Genomic DNA, 17,518 nt, shown 5'->3' on the forward strand with positions numbered 1-17,518 from the left:
CGGAACATGCGAGACAACGACTACCCGACCGAGGTGTCCGACCCGGAGGCCTCCGGGCTGCCCGAGACCGCGGACGACGACTCGAACGCGTACGACTCGGTGGAGAGCACCCGGTGGGCCGACGGTGCCGATCCGGCGGCGCTCGCGGGTGTCGGCCCCGGCGGTTCCAACCGCTACGGCGACACCGCCGAGGAGGCCCGTCAGGGCGAGCCGCTGGACTACCGGCTGCGCCAGGAGGAGCCCGACGTCGGCGCCGAGGACCCGCTGCCGGTCGAACGGGACCCGATCGACGAGACCGTCGACTCCTCCGCGCAGCGCCAGTTCGACGCGGACGTGTGGGGCGCGAGCCCGACCTCCGACCCGAATTCCGCGGTGTCGCTCTACGACGACGGCCAGCTCGACGCGGACGACCCGCGGCCGGTGGGCCGGCTGGTGGAGACCGACGAGGGCTACGGCACCGACGACGAGGCCGACAGCATCGCGTACGACGCCGGCGCGTCCGGTGGCGGCGCCAGCGCGGAAGAGCTGGCCATGCACGAGACGAACGCGCCCGACTACCGCTAGGGCCTAGTCCAGCCCCTGCTCGATGGCGTAGCGGGTGAGCTCGACCCGGTTGTGCAGCTGGAGCTTGCCGAGCGTGTTCTGCACGTGGTTCTGCACGGTGCGGTGGCTGAGGACGAGCCGGTCGGCGATCTGCCGGTACGACAGACCCTTGGCCACCAGCCGCAGCACCTCGGTCTCGCGCTCGGTGAGCTTCGGTGTCATGCCGTCCGCGGCGGGCGGCTCGACGGCCAGTCGGCGGAACTCGCCGAGCACCAGCCCGGCCAGCCCGGCCGTGAAGACGGTGTCCCCGGCGGCGGTGCGGCTCACCGCCTCCAGGAATTCGGCCTGGGCGGCGGACTTGAGCAGGTAGCCGCTCGCCCCGGCCTTGACCGCGTCGAGCACGCTCTGCTGCTCACCGCTGGCCGAGAGCATCAGCACCCGGACGCCGGGCACCGCCTCCAGCAGCCCGTTGATCACCTCGACGCCGGACACGTCCGGCAGTTGCAGGTCGAGCACCACCACGTCGGGGCGGGCGGCCGCGGCGATCCGGACCGCCTGGCGTCCCTCGCCGGTGGTGGCGACCACGTCGTAGCCGGCCGCGGTCAGGTCGCGGCTGACCCCCTCGCGCCACATCGGGTGATCGTCCACGACCATGACCCGGATCCTCGGTGCCTCTGTCACCGGCTCAGCCTATCGATGCCCGCGGCACGCTCAGCTCCACCTCGGTGCCCTGCCCGGGCGCGGAGGTGATCCGCACGGTGCCGCGCAGGTCGGCGATCCGGCCCCGGATCGACTGGGCCACCCCGAGCCGGCCCTGCTCCTCCGCCTGGGCGAACCGCTCGGGCGGGACTCCGCAGCCCTCGTCGCGCACGCTCACGGTCACCTCGGCGGGCTCGTCCTCGACCAGCACCCACGCCTTGGTGCCCGGCTCGCAGTGCCGCACCACGTTGTCCAGGGCGGCGCCGACGGCGGCCGCCAGCTCGGTCGCCACCCGCGAGGGCAGGCGGACCGCGCCGGCCGGGGCGGCGACCGACACCGTGGCCGACGCGTACGGGTCGAGCAACGTCATCAGATCCACCTCGGCGTGCTCGTCGACCGGTTCCGCCGTCCGCCCGGTGACCAGGGTGCGCAGCGCCGCCTCCTGTTCACCGGCCAGCCGGGCCAGTTCGCCGGCCTCCCCGTCCAGGCCGGCCCCGCGGCGTTTGACCAGCGCGAGCACCTGGAGCACCGAGTCGTGGATGTCGCGGGCCAGCCGTTCGCGTTCGCGGATGGTGGCCTCGAGCTGGATGGCCCGTTCCAGGCGCTGCTGCGACCGCTGGGCGATGCCGACGAGGTAGCCGACCGCCGTCGCGGCCAGCACCATGAGCACTGTGCCGGTGAACGCGGCCTGGTCGTAGTGGGCGCGGACAGTCAGGTCGGTGGCGCCCATGGCCAGCGCGGCCGCGATGCCCCAGCGCCGGCCGCCGGCCACGGCCCAGGCGATCACCGGGGCGACGTGCCAAGCCACGGCCAGGGTCGGCAGGCCGGCCTCGAGCCCGGCCCGGCCCACCACCCAGAGGCTGGCGGCCATCACGCCCATGGTGACCAGCAGGTCGACCACCAGCAGGGGTGGCCGGCGCCGGGCCGGTACGGCGTACGCGTACGTGGTGAACACCGTCCAGGCGGCCACCACCGCGAGCGCCGGCCAGGCCAGCATGGGCCGCTCGTAGGCCCCGACGTTGCGGACCACCAGGACGGCCACGTAGACCAGGGCGGCGATCCGGTACACCGCGATCGCCCGCCACAGCGGGTTCTGCAGCCCGCTCGATTGCGCCATGGGCCGACGATCCCACACTGCCGCACACCCGTACCTGCGCTCGCCCGGCGGAATGATCAGACGTCGCCTACGGTCGAGTCATCGGTACGGAAGCATTGATCTCAGAGGCGTTCGACCGTAGCCGGATCACCGCGCTGCGGCATGCCGTCGCGGCCCGCGCCGAGGAGGCGGGCATGACCGGGGCCCGGCTGGACGATTTTGTGGTGGCCGTCAACGAGCTGCTCACCAACGCGGTGCGCCACGGCGGCGGCACCGGGCATCTCGGTCTCTGGGCCCAGGACGGTTCCGTTTTCTGCGACGTGACCGACCACGGCGCCGGCCTGGGGGCGCTCATTCCGCACCGGCCACCACCGGACCAACCGGGCGGCTGGGGCCTATGGCTGGTCCGGGAGCTGACGGACACATGTGAGATCAAAACCGGACCCGACGGTACGGCCGTACGCATTTCCAGCCGCACCGACGCGAAATCCTGAATCTTTTTTTAAATTCGGCCGTCCCGACTTGACGTTTGCCCGCGGATCTTCTTATGTCACTGCTGACGCTTCAGCATCATTGCCCCCCGGAGGTTTCCCCGTGCCGCGACACAGCGCGCCGCAGCAGCCCACGTGGCTGCGCCCCCGACTAGTCGTCGCATTCGTGGTCGCGACCGCCGGACTGGTGACCGCCGTCTGGCTGCCGACCCGCAACGACAGCGCGGACGCCGCGGAGCGCAACCGCAGCACCGACCGCCTGAGCCGGTCGCTGCCGGCCTTCGCCGACGACTTCTCCGGCCGGCGCGGCAGCACGGTCGACCCGGGCAAGTGGGCGCTGCGCACCGACCGGGTCAACGGCGGGGTGCAGTTCAGCCAGAGCGTGCGCAACGCCCGGCTGGACGGCGACGGCAAGCTCGTGATCGTCCTGCGCGACGAGGACCGGGACGCCTTCTCCACGGCCCGGCTCTACACCCGGGGAACGCTGCGCAGCACCGCCGGCCACGTCGAGGCGCGGATCAAGGTGCCTGCGGACCAGGGTCTGCGGCCCACGTTCGAGCTCGTCAGCGCGGTGCGGACCAGCACCGGCGCGCTGAACCTGCTGGCCGACCCGGTCACCGACGACGACTTCCACACGTACGCGGTGGACTGGAAGCCGGGCGAGGTGACCTTCTCCGTCGACGGCTCGCCGGTCCGGCGGGAGGCGCTGCGCGGCGTGGACACCGGGCAGCCGTTCCGGCTGGCGCTGAGCCTCACCGTCGGCGACAACCGCCGCGGCGCCGATCTCCCGGCGCGGATGGTCGTCGACTCGGTCAGCTTCTCCGGGGCCGACGCCTCGGCCGAGCCGCCAGCCACCACGCCGCCGACCAGCGAGGTGCCCACGACCCCGCCGGCCGGCGAGCCGACGACCGCCCCCACGACCGAGCCGCCCACCAGCGAGCCGACGACCCCGCCCACGACGACTCCGCCGGCCGCCACCACGCCGCCCACGACCCCGCCGACGTCGGCTCCTCCGGCCGCCGCGCAGTGGGCGCCGTTCACGGACTATGTGGCCGGGCAGCTGGTCACCTTCAAGAACGTCGAATACCAGGTGCTGGAGACGCACACCTCGTTGCCCGGCTGGGAGCCGACCGCGCTGCCGGCCCTCTTCAAGAAGATCTGACCGGGGTAAAGCGTTATCGGGGGTTCCGGAACCAGTCTCCCTTGACTGACACCGGCGAATCTGTAAACACTGCTAAAAGTGTTAACAACCTCTTCCCCCGGAGGCTCATCCCCCATGCGAAAAACCCGCATTCTGCTTGCGGCGGCAGTTGTCGCCGCGACCCTCACGAGCGGCCTCGTGGCCGCTTCCCGCAATGACACGGCTGACGCCGCCATCGGCGGCATCACCTGGCAGGACGAGTTCAACGGCGCGGCCAACAGCCCGATCGACGCCAGCAAGTGGAAGTTCGACATCGGTGGCAGCGGCTGGGGCAACAACGAGCAGCAGTACTACACGAACTCGACCAGCAACGTCCGGCAGGACGGGCAGGGTCACCTGGCGATCACCGCCCGCAAGGAGAACCCGGCCAACTATCAGTGCCACTACGGCACCTGTCAGTACACGTCGGGCCGGATCCTGACCGCCGACAAGTTCTCCCAGCGGTACGGCCGCTTCGAGGCCAGCATCAAGATCCCCAAGGGCCAGGGCATCTGGCCGGCGTTCTGGATGCTGGGCGGCAACAACTGGCCGACCACCGGCGAGATCGACATCATGGAGAACGTCGGCAAGGAGCCGAACACGGTGCACGGCACCGTGCACGGCCCCGGCTACTCCGGCGCCGAGGGCATCGGCGGCGGCCGCACGATCGGCGGCGCGCTGGGTGACGCTTTCCACACGTACGCCGTGGAGTGGTCGCCCAACCTCATCGTCTGGTTCCTCGACGGCGCGGAGTACTTCCGGATCACGCCGGCCAACCTCGGCGGCGACCAGTGGGTCTTCGACCACAACTTCTTCATGATCCTGAACGTGGCCGTCGGCGGCTACTGGCCCGGCTACCCGGACGGCAGCACGCAGTTCCCGCAGACCATGCTGGTCGACTACGTCCGCGTCTCGGCGTGGACCGACGGCGGCACCACCCCGCCGCCGGCCACCGGCGGCACCGCGCTGCGCTCCAACTTCAGCAACCGCTGCATCGACATCCCCGGCGGCAACGCTGTCGACGGCGTCCGGCTGCAGCTGTGGGAGTGCAACGGCAGCAACGCGCAGAAGTGGGCGCCGAACGGCGACGGCACGCTGCGGGGCCTGGGCAAGTGCATGGACCCGGCCGGCGGCGCGCTGACCAACGGCACCCCGATCCAGCTGGTCACCTGCAACGGCAACCCGGTGCAGCGGTTCACCCTGTCGGCTGCCGGTGACCTGGTCAACGTCTCGGCCAACAGGTGCGTCGACGTGAAGGACTGGAACAGCGCCAACGGAGCCCAGTTGCAGCTGTGGGACTGCGGCGGCACCACGAACCAGAAGTGGACCAAGGCCTGACGCTGTTTGCGTACGACCGTTACTCTGCCGCCCGGGCCGCTTCGGCGACCCGGGCGGCATTGATTGTCTTCTCACCGTGGAACGGATCTCCTTGATGCGCGGACGCGACCACCACTTCGTCACGAACGTGTCCTCGCTGCTGGTTTGCGGCTTACTGGCCGGGGTCGCCGTGGCCGCGGCCGCGTTCCCCGCCGTGGCCATGTCGGGCCTGGCGGCCAAGGCCGGCGGCGAAGCCTTCGAGAATCTGCCCAGCCAGCTCAAGCAGGCCACCGCCCCGCAGCTGACCCGGGTCTTCGCGGCCGACAACAAGACGCTGATCACGGTGTTCTACGACGAGTTCCGCAGCGAGGTCGGGCTCAAGAACATCTCGATCAACATGCAGAACGCCATCGTCGCCGCCGAGGACCACCAGTTCTTCAAGCACAACGGCGTCGACCTCAAGGGCTCCGTACGCGCCCTGGTCAACAACAAGCAGGGCGGCGACAAACAGGGCGCCTCGACCCTGACCATGCAGCTGGTGAAGATGTCCCTGGCGTACTCGGCGAGCACCCCGCAGGAGGTCGTGGACGCCACCGAGGACACCACCACCCGCAAGGTCACCGAGATGAAGTACGCCATGCAGCTGGAGAAGGAACTGACCAAGCAGCAGATCCTGGAGCGCTACCTGAACGCGGCGCCCTTCGGCAACGGCTCGTACGGCATCTTCGCCGCCAGCCAGGTGTACTTCAAGAAGCAGCCCAAGGACCTCACCGTGGCCGAGTCGGCCCTGCTGGCCAGCATGGTCAAGGCGCCGAGCGGCTTCGACCCGACCACCCCGCGCGGCTACCCCCGGGCGCTGGACCGGCGCAACTGGGTGATCGGCAACATGCGCGACCTCGGCTACATCACCCCCGAGGCGGCGGCCGCCGCGATCAAGGTCAAGCTCGGCCGGACCACCCAGCGCACCGGCAACGGCTGCGCGTCCGTGCAGACCAACCACTGGGGCTTCTTCTGCGACTACTTCTACCGGTGGTGGCTCAGCCGGCCCGAGTTCGGCCGGACCGTGTACGACCGCGAACGGCGGCTCAAGAGCGGCGGCTACCGGATCCAGAGCTCGCTGGACATCAAGGCGCAGGCGGCCACCCGCAAGAACATCACCGACAAGATCGGCATCAACAACCGCGACGCCCTGCTGCTCGCCGCCGTCCAGCCGGGCACCGGGCGGGTCCGCGCCCTGGCCGCCAACCGCCGCTTCAAGCTGGACGTCGAGCACAACAAGATGTCCTCGGACCCGAAGAAGGCCGCCAAGAACATCCGGGGCACCTACCCCAACACCACCAACCCGCTGCTCACCGGCGGTGGTGACATCACCGGATACCAGGCCGGGTCGGTGTTCAAGATGTTCACGATGGTGGCGGCGCTGGAGAACGGCTACCCGCCGTCGTACCCGATCAACACCACGTACCAGTACAAGTCCGGTTACCGGGACACCGGGCCGGCCTCGTGCGGCGGCGGGTACTGGTGCCCCACGAACGCGTCGAAGAGCGAGAAGGGCCCGTACAACATGTGGACCGGGTTCGGAGCCTCGGTCAACACGTTCTTCGTGCCGCTGGAGGAGAGCGTCGGCGCGGACAAGGTGGTCGACGTCGCGCAGCGCTTCGGGGTGCAGTTCCGGTCCCCGAAGGAGAAGGAGATGGCCACCAAGAACGCGAAGGACTGGGGTGCGTTCACCCTGGGTGTGTCGGCCTCGACCCCGCTGGAGATGGCGAACGCGTACGCGACCCTGGCCGCCGACGGCAAATACTGCACGCCCACCCCGGTCCAGCAGATCTCCACGGCCAAGGGCGAGAAGCTCGACGTCGGCAAGCCCAACTGCCGGCAGGCCACCAAGCCGGACGTGGCCCGGATGGCGATCGACGCGGCCCGCTGCCCGATCGGCGACTTCGCCCAGCTGGGCAGCTGCAAGGGCCGTACGGCCGGCGCCGCCCGCGGCGCGGTGGGTCACCCGATCTTCGGCAAGACCGGCACCACCGACAACGACAAGACCGCGTCACTGATCATCGGGACGACGTCCATGGTCGTGGCCGGCTACCTGGTCAACCCGGACTACCAGGACCACCCGTACCGGCTGAGCCACTCCATCGTGAACCCGGCGGTCTGGGAGACCATGCACGACATCATGAAGGGCAAGCCGAAGGAGCAGTTCAAGAAGCCCTCCGGCGACAAGCTGCCCGAGGGTGAGCAACGCTCGATCCCGGACGTGAAGTGCCTCAGCGTCGCCGCGGCGACCAGCAAGGTCAAGGGCGCGGGCTTCATCGTGGGCCCGGGCACGGAGATCGCGTCGGACTGCCCGGCCGGTCAGGCCGCGGGCACCGCACCGGAGGGCCGGACCATCGAGGGCGGCTTCGTGAGCATCCAGATCAGCAAGGGTAAGGAAGACGCCGACAAGAAGGACCCGAAGAAGGACGACAAGAAGCCCGGCAACGGCTGACGGCCGGTCAGCGGGTCGTGAAGCTGTCGCCGTAGACGCGCCAGCTGAGCGGCCCGTTCAGGTCCAGGTTGCTGGCCTTCAGGAACAGCCGCTGTGCCGTCTCGACCCGGGTCACGTCGCTGTGCGCCTCCTCGGTGCGCATCTCCTTGACCCGGGCGTCCAGGAACGCGTTGAGCCACACCAGCTCGTCGCCACCCTGCTTCGGCGTCTTGGCCTTGCGCATGGCGTCGGCGCGGATGCTGCGCAGCCCGGACTGGCCGTGCATCACCGCCGCGTCGTAGTAGACGAACTGGCCCAGGGCGCGTACCCGGTCCGCCGAGGCCAGGGCGACCGCCGGGTCGAAGTACATCCGGTCCCGCTCGTCCTCCTGGGTCTTCTGGAACGCCGGGTCGGCGGCGGCCGCCTTCCAGGCGGCCGGGAAGCCGGGGTCGAGCCCGGCGTGCGAGTCCGACCCGTCGACGGTACGCAGCGCCGGCAGATACTTCGCCAGCTTGTTGCCGGGCACCCGGCGGGTGTACTCGGTCACCAGCGCCAGCATGTCCGAGGTGCCGGAGCAGAAACCGACGATGCCGCCGGTGTAGCCCCGCCCGTCGCCGATGTCCTCCAGGTAGCCGAACTGGCCGCGCCAGTTCAGCGTCGAGTTCTCCGCGCTGGAGACCAGTTGCAGCGCGATGGCCTTCTTCCGCGGGTCGGCGAGACCGGCGGCGAGCGAGGACGCGGCCACCGAGGGCGTGCCCTCCTTGACCGGCGCGGCCGGGCCAGGCCCGAAGGCCTGCACCTCGTAGAGCGAGTAGCCGCTCGCAGCGCCCGGCTGGGTGGCGAGCACCCGCAGGTAGCGGCCGGTGCCGTTGAGCTTCCTGAGGTCGTCGGTGCCGCCGTCGCCGCTGCTCGTGCGGTAGAGGTCACGCCAGGCGGCGCCGTCGCTCGAGACCTGGACGCGGTACGACTTCGCGTACCCGCCGTCCCAGCGCAGCCGCACCCGGCTGACGTCCTGGGCTTTGCCGAGGTCGACGCGCAGCCACTGGGAGCCGGCCGCACCGGCCGCCCAGCGGGTGCTCGCGAAGCCGTCCACCGCCTTGGTGGCGTCCTGAGCGGCGCCGGAGACCGTCGACGCGGCGACCGGACGGCCCTTGGAGAGCAACACGTCCGGCGCCGCGTCGGCGGTGACGGTGATGACCAGGGGCACGGTGCAGACCGCGGCTATCCCCGTGCCCAGCGCGATTGCTTTCGCCCGGATACCCACCACTCCAAGCTAGGTGGGCGGGCTCAGCGACGTTTGCGGTTCCGGGAAATCAGCACGAAGGCCAGCACGATGCCGGCGACCACGAGCAGGCAGCACAGGCCGCCGAAAATGGGAAGGAAACCGATGCCGCCACGACGCCGGCGCGAGCGCGCCGCCTCGACCGCGAGCTCGGCCGTGCCGTTGCTCGCCGCCCAGGCGTGCACCGGGATGACCAGCGTCAGGACGGCGCCTGTCACGGCGGCGCTGAGCCGTGACCACCACTTCACTGCAGAAGACATGCGTTCCATCTTGGCCGACACCCGCAAGACCCGCATGACCGGACTACCGCCGACAGGGCAGGGTATGACCCAGCGGAATCGAACGAGGGGACGGGGATGGACGCGGATCTGACTGCTCTGGCCGAGGCGCACGGGGTGGCGACCTGGTACGAGGACTGGCATCGCGAGCGCAAGGACGTGTCGCCGGAGTCGGTGATCGGCGTCCTCGGCCTGCTCGGTGTCGACGCCACCTCCCCGGCGTCGGTGGCCGCCGAGCTGGCCGAGATCCGGACCGCCCGTGAGCAGCACCGGCTGCCGGGCACCGTGGTCGTCCGGCAGGGCGGCACCCAGCCGCTGACCGGCACGATCCAGCTGGAGGACGGCACCCGGGTGCAGGCCGACGGTGAGCTCCCCCGCGACCTGCCGCTGGGCTGGCACCGGCTGATCACCGACGAGCAGGACGTGACGCTGGTCGTGGTCCCCACCGAGCTGCCCGAGCCGCCGGAGACCTGGGGCTGGATGCTCCAGCTCTACGCCCTGCACTCGGCCGCCTCGTGGGGCATGGGCGACCTCGGTGACCTGCGTTCCTTCGTCGAGGGCAGCCACGGCGCCGGGCTGGTGCTGCTGAACCCGTTGCACGCGATCACACCGACGCTGCCGCTGCCGGCGTCGCCGTACTCGCCGTCGAGCCGCCGGTTCGCCAACCCGCTGTATCTGCGGGTCGCCGACACCGACGCGTACCGCCGGGCTGATCCCGCCCTGCGGGAGCAGGTCGACGCCCTGCGCCCGGCACCGGCCGCCGACGGTCTCATCGACTACACCGCGGTCTGGCAGGCCAAGCGGGCCGCGCTGGAGCTGCTCTGGCCGCTGGCCGGCGAGGTGGACCTGACCGCCGATCCCGGGCTGACCGACTTCGCCACCTTCTGCGCGCTCGCCGAGGTGCACGGGCCGAACTGGCAGCAGTGGCCGGCCGAGTTCCGCCGCCCGGACTCCCCCGCGGTGCTGGCCGCCCGCAGCGGCGACCGGGTCGCCTTCCACGTCTGGCTCCAGCAGCTGCTCGAGGACCAGCTCGGCGCGGCCAACCAGGCCGCCCGGGACGCCGGGATGCCGGTCGGCATCGTGCACGACCTCGCCGTCGGCATCGACCCCAGCGGCGCGGACGGCTGGCTGCTGCAGGACGTGCTGGCCGCCGGGGTGCACACCGGTGCCCCGCCGGACGCGTTCAACCAGCTCGGCCAGGACTGGGGGCTCGCCGCGTGGCGTCCCGACCAGCTCATCGAGACCGGCTACGCCGCGTACCGGGACATGCTCCAGCGGATCTTCCGGCGCGCGGGCGGCCTGCGGGTCGACCACGTGGCCGGGCTGTGGCGGCTCTGGTGGGTGCCGCCGGGCATGGGCGCGGCCGAGGGCACGTACGTGCACTACGACCCGGAGGCCATGCTCGGCATCCTGGCGCTGGAGGCGCACCGGGCCGGCGCGGTGGTGATCGGCGAGGACCTCGGCACCGTGCTGCCCGTGGTCACCGAGACGCTGGAACGCATGAACATGCTCGGCTCGGCGGTGCTGTGGTTCACCCGCGACTACGACGACCCGGCCGAGGGCTACCTGAGCGCGGCGGACTACCCCCGCAACGCACTGGCCACCATCTCCACCCATGACCTACCGACGGCGGCCGGGTTCCTGGTCGGCGAGCAGGTCCGGGTCCGCGCCGAACTGGGCCAGCTGGCCGGGCCGGTCGAGGACGAGCAGGAGTTCGCCGACAAGGACCGGGCCCAGCTGCTCGTCCGCCTCACCGAGGAGGGCCTGATCACGCCGGAAACCCCGGCCCAGGACATCATCGTGGCGATGCACGAGTTCCTGGCCCGCACGCCCTGCCGGTTCATCACCGCATCGCTCTACGACGTGCTGGGCGAGCTGCGCCAGCCGAACCTGCCGGGCACCACGGACGAGTATCCGAACTGGCGGATCCCGCTCACAGCTAGCCTGGAAGAGATCCTCGCCGACCCGCGGGTGGCCCGGATCGCCGAGGTGCTGAGCGCGAAGAAGGGGACGGCCGCATGAGCTTCCTGGACAAGGCGAAGGATTTCGCCGACAAGCACGACAAGCAGGTCGACCAGATCCTCGAGAAGGTCGGCGACGAGGTCGACAAGCGCACCGGCCACAAGTACTCGGGCCAGATCGACAAGGGTGTGGACGAGGCGCAGAAGCGCACCGGCGACGGAGACACCCGCGTCTGAGGTTTGCCGCCATCCGGCCCGGGCACCTCGTCCGTACCAACGGAAGGGGCACCGACATGGGTTTCATGGACAAGGCCAAGGACATGGCCGACAAGCACGACGAGCAGGTCGACAAGGGCATCGAGAAGGCCGGTGACCAGATCGACGACCGCACCGGCAACAAGCACTCGAGCCAGATCGACAAGGGCGTGGACCAGGCTCAGAGCCGTACCGGTCAGGGCGACACCCAGCAGTGACCTTCGCCTTCCGGGGCCGCTCGCAGCTCAGCTCGCGAGTGGCTCCGGCGGCGGGTCGTCGTCGAGCGCGAAGAGCATGGGATGCACCGCCAGGCGGTGATCCCGTTCGCGGCAGCGCGACGGCGGCAGTAAGGACGAGCGGTGCTCCGGGTGCTCCCCGCAGTGCCGCATCGCCCGGGTGATCGCGTCGCTGTGGTGCCGGCCCCCGCCGTACTCACCGCAGCTGTCGCAGTCCCAGCGCCAGTAGGCCGGCCCGTCCTCCGACTCGTGCCGCCGGATCTTGAGCGGCGGTCCCGCCCGGTGCTGGGCGGCGGCGAGGATGGCCGCCATGTCATCGGCCGGTGGCGGCCCGGCGGCCCGCACCGGCCCGTTGCCGATGATCTCGGCCAGCGCGCTGGTCCCCGTACCCGACACCACTCACCTCCACGTTGGTTGGTCGGGCCCAGTGTGGACTGCGGCCCACCGTCCGCATGACAGGTTTCACGTATAAGGGCGTCTTCGTTCACTCGCAGTGGTGCACCGGAAACGCTCGGCATCTTCCGGCCCGCCCTCCCGGTGTTACCGTGGTCGATCGGCGGTGCTCGGAGGTGGCCAGGTGCAGGGAAGCGGCGCAGCCGCCGACGCGCGTCCGGCGTTCACCCACTCGGCCTTTTTCTACGACTCCGACACCGCGTACGGCAGCACGCTGGCCGCCTTCGTCCGCGACGGGCTGGCCCGGGACGAGGCCGTCGCGGTCGCGGCGAACGCCCACTGCACCGGTCTGCTGCGCGACGCCCTGGCCGCCGACGCCGCCGAGGTGCGGTTCCTGCCGGCCGACGAGTGGTACGTCCGCCCGGTGCGCACCATCGCCGGCTGGTCCCAGCTGCTGCGGACCGCGGCGTCGAGCGGCCGGCCGTTCATGCGGCTGATCGGGCACACCACGCCGGCGCACGGGGCGCGCAGCTGGGTCCGCTTCGAGTCCGCGCTCAACGAATCACTGGCCGGGCTGCGCGGGCATCTGCTGTGCCCGTACGACCGCAGCAACCTCCCACCGGAGACCGTCAGCACGGCAGCACGCACCCACCCCCGGCTGTACGACGACGGGTGGCTGGAGAGCGTGGGCTACGAGCCGCCGGAACGGTTGCTGACCGAGCTGCCCGAGCCGCCGTACCCGGTCACCGGGGAGCCCGTCATCGCCGTACCGGTGCACGACTCCGTGGCCGGCCTGCGCGCGCAGGTCCGGGCGCGGGCCGCCGCGGAGGGCTGGCTGCCGCCCGACCGGGTCGAGAATCTCCTGCTGGCGCTGAGCGAGGTCGCCACCAACGGCATCCGGCACGGCGGCGAGCACCGGGAGCTGCGCGTCTGGCTGACCGACGACGCGGTGGTCTGCGAGGTCACCGACGACGGCCGGGTGCCGCCCGGTCCGCTCGCGGGCTATCTGCCGCCGCGGCCCGGCCGGATCGGTGGCATGGGCCTGTGGCTGGTCCAGCAGCTCTGCGACGCGATGGCGATCCGCTCGGTGGACGGGCTGACCCGCGCCCGCTTCGCGCTGCGCCGCAGCCCCGCCTGACCGGGGTAACCCCCGCCGTTTCCCGGGCGCGACGCGCCGCCCTGTGTCCGAATAGTACGGATAAAGCCGTACTATTCGAGGAGACTTCCCGTGCCCCCTACCCCGCACGTCCCCCAGTCCGCCGCGCCCGTCTCGGCGGCGCCGGCGCAGTCCGCCGACCCTCCCGGCTGGGAGACGCTGGAGCTGGCCCGGCACAGCGCGGAAGCGCACGCGACCTTCCAGCGGCTGATGACCGAGGCGCATCTGGAGTACCTGCGGGTCATCGAAGCCCTCACCGGCCGCCCGGCGGAACCGGACCGTGCTACCCGCCCACCGGCCGCACCGTCCAACGCGGCAGCCGGCCGATGGGCGGCGCCGGCGACGAGCCCCAACCGGCGAGCCTGGCCGGCGACCGGCAACGACCGCCGAGCCGACCCGCTCACGGGCGCCGAGCACCGGACCGGAGTCCCGGCCGAGCCGCAGGAGCCCGCGACGTCGCCCACCGCGGTCCCGGCTCAGCCGGACCGCCAGGGAACAGCGACCGACACCGTCGCGCCGGATCCCGGTGAGGCCGCCCCGGCAGCCGACACCGCCGACGCCACCGGGACTGCTCCGACCGACGGGACAACCGCCGCGGACGCCACCGTCCTCGGCGAAGCCACCGAACCCGAAGCGATGGATCCCGACCCGACCGATACCGGCTTCATCGAGCCCACCTTCCCGGGCCTCGCCGGCTTCGACTTCGGTGCCGCCCCGGCCGAACCGGCCACCCTCACCCAGACCGAGCCGAGCGGCTTCGCCCAGACCGGCCCGCAGGAGATCGACGTGGTCAGGCTGACCATGTCCTGGGCGCAGACCCCGCTCGGCGGCCTCGCCCCGCCCGGCCTGCACGCCGGCCCCGTCCACGTGGTCGACGGCGGCAGCGGCCTCGCCACCGCCGTGGCCGCCGAGCTGACCGCCCGCGGCCTGGCCGCCGAGGTGGCCACCCACCCCGGCCTGGGCGGCGTCATCTTCCTGGGCGGCATGGCCCGCCCGGCCTCCCCCGACGCGGCGCTCGAGGCCCAGCTCACCGCCCTGTGGCTGGCCCGCAACGGCAAGGACCGCGGGATCTTCGTGACCGTCGCGGACACCGTGAGCGGCCGGGCCGGTGCCTGGCTGGGCGGCCTGGTCGGGCTGGTCGGCGCGGTGGGCCGGGACCGGCCGGCGGCGTCCGCCATCGCCATCGAGTGCGAGCGCGGGGACCGTGACCCCGCTGATGTGGCCGTGCTGATCGCCGACGAGCTCACCCGGGGTGCGGGCGCGCAGCGGGTGCGGGTCGCCGCGGACGGCACCCGTTCGGTGGGCCGGCTGGTGTCGGCCGGGGCTGGGGCGCCGCGGGAGCGGACCATCGGGCCGGATTCGGTCATCGTCGCGTCCGGCGAGGCCCGGGGCTTCTGCGGTGCGGCGCTGGTGGAGCTGGCCCGTTCGGCGCAGTGCCGGCTGGTGCTGCTCGGCCGTACCCCGTTGGCCGCCGAGCCGGAGCACCTGGCCGGCGCGGCCGACGAGGTGTCGCTGATGCGCAAGTTCGCCGCCGGCACCGGCGGGCCGGACGGCCTGGCCGGGATGCGGCTGCGGGCCCGGGCGGTGCTGGCCGCCCGGGAGATCCGGGAGACAATCGCGGCCTGCGTGGCCGCCGGGGCCGAGGCCCGGTACGTGCACGCCGACGACCGCGACGCCGACCGCCTCACCGCCGAGCTCGACGTGGTCCGCTCTGAGTGGGGCCCGATCACCGGAGTGCTGCACTGTGCCGAGGTCGTCGTGGACCGGCGCCCCGGTGAGAAGTCCGCTGCCGACGCCGACCGGGCGCTGAGCACCCACCTGGCCGGGCTGCCCGCCCTGCTCGCCGCGACCGCGCAGGATCCGCTCGACACCCTGATGCTGTTCTCCTCGGTGGCCGGCTGGTCCGGTGATCTCAGCCAGGGCACCCAGGCGCTGATCGGCGCCACCCTGGACCGGATCGCCGAGGCGGAGCAGCGCCGCCGTCCCGGCTGCCTGGTCCGTTCGCTGGCCTGGGATCCGGCCGGCGAGACCGGTCCGGTGACGGGCGACGCCGACCGGGGCGACGCCGAGACGGTTCCGGTCCACGCGCGGGCGGCCGCGTTCGTCGCCGAGCTGGCCGTCGACGGGCCCGCCCACATCGTGCTGACTCCCCGCTCGACGGTCCCGGACCGGGCCCAGCCGGCCAGCGTCGCCGTCGACGCCGGTACGCATCCCTGGCTCGCCGATCACCGGCCGCAGGACGTCGCGATCCTGCCTCTGGCGGCCGGGCTGGGCTGGATGGCCGCGGCCGCCCGGGTCCGGGAGCAGGACGCCGTGCTGACCGGCGTCCGGGTGCTGCGTTCGGTGGCCACGGAACATCCGCAGACCATCGGCGTCACGGTGTTCGGCCGGGAGGTGTGGCTGAGCAACGACGCGGGTGAGCCGTGCTTCCGGGCCGGCTTCGGCGCGCCCGGACCGGACCGCGAGTGGCGGCCCGCCGGTGACCCGGCGCGCTTCCCGGGCAGCTCGGTGTACGCCGGCCGGCCGCTGTTCCACGGCCCGCGGTTGCACGTGGTCCGCTCGCTCGGCGAGATCGGTCCCCAGGGGGTCGTCGGCACCGTCCTGGGGGCCCGGGCGATGGGCTGGCCGGACGACGACCTGCCGGTGGACCTCGCCGCCCTGGACGGCGCGCTGCAGCTCAGCGGCGTCTGGGCGATGGACGAGCACCGCCCGGTGCTGCCCATGGGGGTCGCCGAGTGCCGCATCCACCGCTGGGGCCGGTTGCCGGGCCCGGCGCTGTGCATCGTGGCCGACGGTCACCGCGACGAGCGCGGCGCCCGCTGCGATGCGGCCCTGGTCGGCCCGGACGGTGAGCTCTGGGCCGAGCTGCTGGGCATCGAGTTCATCGCCCCGGCCGGTCCGCTCAGCGTGCGCTGACCAGCCCCAGATTGCTGGGCTTGACGCCGGGGAAGACGCTCGCCACGTCGCTGATGCCGCAGCGGGCCCGCAGGATCTCCCCGATGACCGCGCGGTAGTCGGTCGTCACGGCCAGGTCGCCGTCCACCAGCTGGGCGGCGGCCAGGCCGGGCCAGCGGCCGTGCACCTTGCCGCCGCGGACGCCCCCGCCGAGCACGAGCATGGCGTTGCCGTAGCCGTGGTCGAGGCCGCCGGACCCGTTCTGGCCGACCCGCCGGCCGAACTCGCTGATGGTGACCAGGGTGACCCGGCCCAGCCCGGCCGGCCCGAGGTCCGTGGCGAACGCCGCCAGCGCCTTCGCCAGGTCGGCCAGGTGGTCGTACATCTTCTTGCCCGGCGCCGCCGCGCCCAGGTTCTCGTGCATGTCCCAGTCGCCGGAGTCGACGGTCGCGCTGAGCAGGCCGACGTCCGCCTTGATCAGCCGGGCCACATCACGCAGCGCGGCCCCCAGCTCGGTGTCCGGGTACGCGGCCCCGTTGGCCGGCTGGTACCCGGCGACCTTGAGCTGTCCCGCCGTGGCCAGTGCCCCGGTTGTCATCGCCGTCGTCTGCGCCAGGGCGTCGGGTGCGCCCGCGTACAGGGCGGCCATGGTCGCGGCCATCGGGCGTTTCGGGTCCTCGCCGGAGAGCTTGAAGTCGTCGATCGAGGTCAGCCCGAGGCTGGGCGCCGGACCGGCCAGCACCCGGGCGGGCCGGGCGCTGCCCACCGAGACCGCGTCGAACGGGTGGTCCGCGCCCAGCCGGCCCGTCATCCGGTCCAGCCACCCGGTGCGCAGCGTGGTGCCGGGCGCCGCGCGTTCCAGCTCCTCCATCGCCGAGAAGTGCGAGCGGTTCGGGGCCGGCTGGCCGGCGGCGTGGACCGCGCCGAGCGTCCCGGCCTTCCAGAACGGCAGCAGCGGCGCCAGCGCCGGGTTCAGCCCGAAGTACGAGCCACGCCCGATCAGCTGGGACTTCGGTACGGCGATGCCCGGCCGGGCGGCGTAGTAGCCGGGGTCCCCGGCCGGCACCACGGCGGACAGCCCGTCGAAGCCGCCGCGCAGGGACAGCAGCACCAGCACGTCGCCGGCGTACGAGCTGTCGGCGGCGAAGGCCAGCTGGGTGGCGAGCTGGTCGCCGACCAGTCCGGCGAAGACCCCGGCGGCCCCCGCGGCGAGGAGTTTGCGACGGGTGACCGGGGCACAGCCACAGGCCTCGACAACGGACATGG

16 protein-coding genes are annotated in these 17,518 nt (G+C 72.3%); 10 read left to right on the forward strand and 6 right to left on the reverse strand.

The annotated features are described in order from the left end of the window. Positions 1–6: 6 nt before the first annotated feature. A complete protein-coding gene (locus tag ACQP2Y_RS41720; RefSeq protein ID WP_433721843.1) occupies positions 7–564 on the forward strand; it encodes a DUF5709 domain-containing protein in 558 nt (185 codons plus the stop codon). A gap of 3 nt (positions 565–567) precedes the next feature. Here ACQP2Y_RS41720 and ACQP2Y_RS41725 read toward each other — a convergent pair whose 3' ends face one another. After that, positions 568–1,197, reverse strand: a complete 630-nt coding sequence (locus ACQP2Y_RS41725) for a response regulator (RefSeq protein WP_433732296.1) — start codon at positions 1,195–1,197, stop codon at positions 568–570. Between the two features lie 31 nt (positions 1,198–1,228). Beyond that, on the reverse strand, positions 1,229–2,359 hold the full coding sequence (gene macS, locus ACQP2Y_RS41730) for a MacS family sensor histidine kinase (RefSeq protein ID WP_360544972.1): 1,131 nt from the start codon (positions 2,357–2,359) through the stop codon (positions 1,229–1,231). Between the two features lie 95 nt (positions 2,360–2,454). Here macS and ACQP2Y_RS41735 point away from each other — a divergent pair, with 95 nt between their 5' ends. From ACQP2Y_RS41735 to ACQP2Y_RS41750, 4 genes are all read left to right on the forward strand, one after another. After that, the gene (locus ACQP2Y_RS41735; RefSeq protein WP_433721844.1) at positions 2,455–2,832 is read left to right on the forward strand and encodes an ATP-binding protein; all 378 of its coding nucleotides are present in this window, start codon (positions 2,455–2,457) and stop codon (positions 2,830–2,832) included. A gap of 100 nt (positions 2,833–2,932) precedes the next feature. After that, positions 2,933–3,991: a carbohydrate-binding protein gene (locus ACQP2Y_RS41740; protein ID WP_433721845.1), complete on the forward strand. Its 1,059-nt coding sequence runs from the start codon at positions 2,933–2,935 to the stop codon at positions 3,989–3,991. A 114-nt stretch (positions 3,992–4,105) separates the two neighbouring features. Then, positions 4,106–5,347, forward strand: coding sequence for a family 16 glycosylhydrolase (locus ACQP2Y_RS41745; protein WP_433721846.1), 1,242 nt, complete (start codon positions 4,106–4,108; stop codon positions 5,345–5,347). Between the two features lie 94 nt (positions 5,348–5,441). After that, positions 5,442–7,817, forward strand: a complete 2,376-nt coding sequence (locus ACQP2Y_RS41750; RefSeq protein ID WP_433721847.1) for a transglycosylase domain-containing protein — start codon at positions 5,442–5,444, stop codon at positions 7,815–7,817. A 7-nt stretch (positions 7,818–7,824) separates the two neighbouring features. Here the strand turns inward: ACQP2Y_RS41750 and ACQP2Y_RS41755 are convergent, their stop codons facing one another. Together ACQP2Y_RS41755 and ACQP2Y_RS41760 are read right to left on the reverse strand one after the other, a co-directional pair. Further along, complete coding sequence (locus ACQP2Y_RS41755; RefSeq protein WP_433721848.1) at positions 7,825–9,060, reverse strand: chitosanase; 1,236 nt, start codon at positions 9,058–9,060, stop codon at positions 7,825–7,827. Positions 9,061–9,083: 23 nt separating this feature from the next. Then, on the reverse strand, positions 9,084–9,338 hold the full coding sequence (locus tag ACQP2Y_RS41760) for a hypothetical protein (protein WP_212991153.1): 255 nt from the start codon (positions 9,336–9,338) through the stop codon (positions 9,084–9,086). Positions 9,339–9,434: 96 nt separating this feature from the next. Here ACQP2Y_RS41760 and malQ point away from each other — a divergent pair, with 96 nt between their 5' ends. From malQ to ACQP2Y_RS41775, 3 genes are read left to right on the forward strand one after another with little or no spacing between them, the layout of a single operon-like run. Beyond that, a complete protein-coding gene (gene malQ, locus ACQP2Y_RS41765; RefSeq protein ID WP_433721849.1) occupies positions 9,435–11,378 on the forward strand; it encodes a 4-alpha-glucanotransferase in 1,944 nt (647 codons plus the stop codon). Beyond that, complete coding sequence (locus ACQP2Y_RS41770) at positions 11,375–11,554, forward strand: antitoxin (RefSeq protein ID WP_433721850.1); 180 nt, start codon at positions 11,375–11,377, stop codon at positions 11,552–11,554. Before malQ ends, ACQP2Y_RS41770 begins: the two co-directional genes overlap by 4 nt. A 56-nt stretch (positions 11,555–11,610) precedes the next feature. Next, on the forward strand, positions 11,611–11,790 hold the full coding sequence (locus ACQP2Y_RS41775; protein ID WP_433721851.1) for an antitoxin: 180 nt from the start codon (positions 11,611–11,613) through the stop codon (positions 11,788–11,790). Positions 11,791–11,817: 27 nt separating this feature from the next. On the opposite strand, the gene ACQP2Y_RS41780 is transcribed toward ACQP2Y_RS41775, so the two are convergent. Further along, a complete protein-coding gene (locus tag ACQP2Y_RS41780; protein ID WP_360819162.1) occupies positions 11,818–12,204 on the reverse strand; it encodes a hypothetical protein in 387 nt (128 codons plus the stop codon). Between the two features lie 181 nt (positions 12,205–12,385). Between ACQP2Y_RS41780 and ACQP2Y_RS41785 the strand changes: the two genes are divergently transcribed. Both ACQP2Y_RS41785 and ACQP2Y_RS41790 read left to right on the forward strand, forming a co-directional pair. Next, complete coding sequence (locus ACQP2Y_RS41785; RefSeq protein ID WP_433721852.1) at positions 12,386–13,339, forward strand: anti-sigma factor RsbA family regulatory protein; 954 nt, start codon at positions 12,386–12,388, stop codon at positions 13,337–13,339. Positions 13,340–13,429: 90 nt separating this feature from the next. Further along, positions 13,430–16,273 carry a KR domain-containing protein gene (locus tag ACQP2Y_RS41790; RefSeq protein ID WP_433721853.1) on the forward strand — a complete coding sequence of 948 codons (2,844 nt, stop codon included), beginning with the start codon at positions 13,430–13,432 and terminating at the stop codon, positions 16,271–16,273. Here ACQP2Y_RS41790 and ACQP2Y_RS41795 read toward each other — a convergent pair. Beyond that, entirely contained in the window at positions 16,260–17,516 is a 1,257-nt protein-coding gene (locus tag ACQP2Y_RS41795) for a DUF1501 domain-containing protein (protein WP_433721854.1), read from the reverse strand. The genes ACQP2Y_RS41790 and ACQP2Y_RS41795 overlap by 14 nt on opposite strands. Between the last annotated feature and the right edge of the window lie 2 nt (positions 17,517–17,518).

The sequence above is a fragment of the Actinoplanes sp. CA-051413 genome (assembly GCF_050955795.1).
Classification (GTDB): domain Bacteria; phylum Actinomycetota; class Actinomycetes; order Mycobacteriales; family Micromonosporaceae; genus Actinoplanes.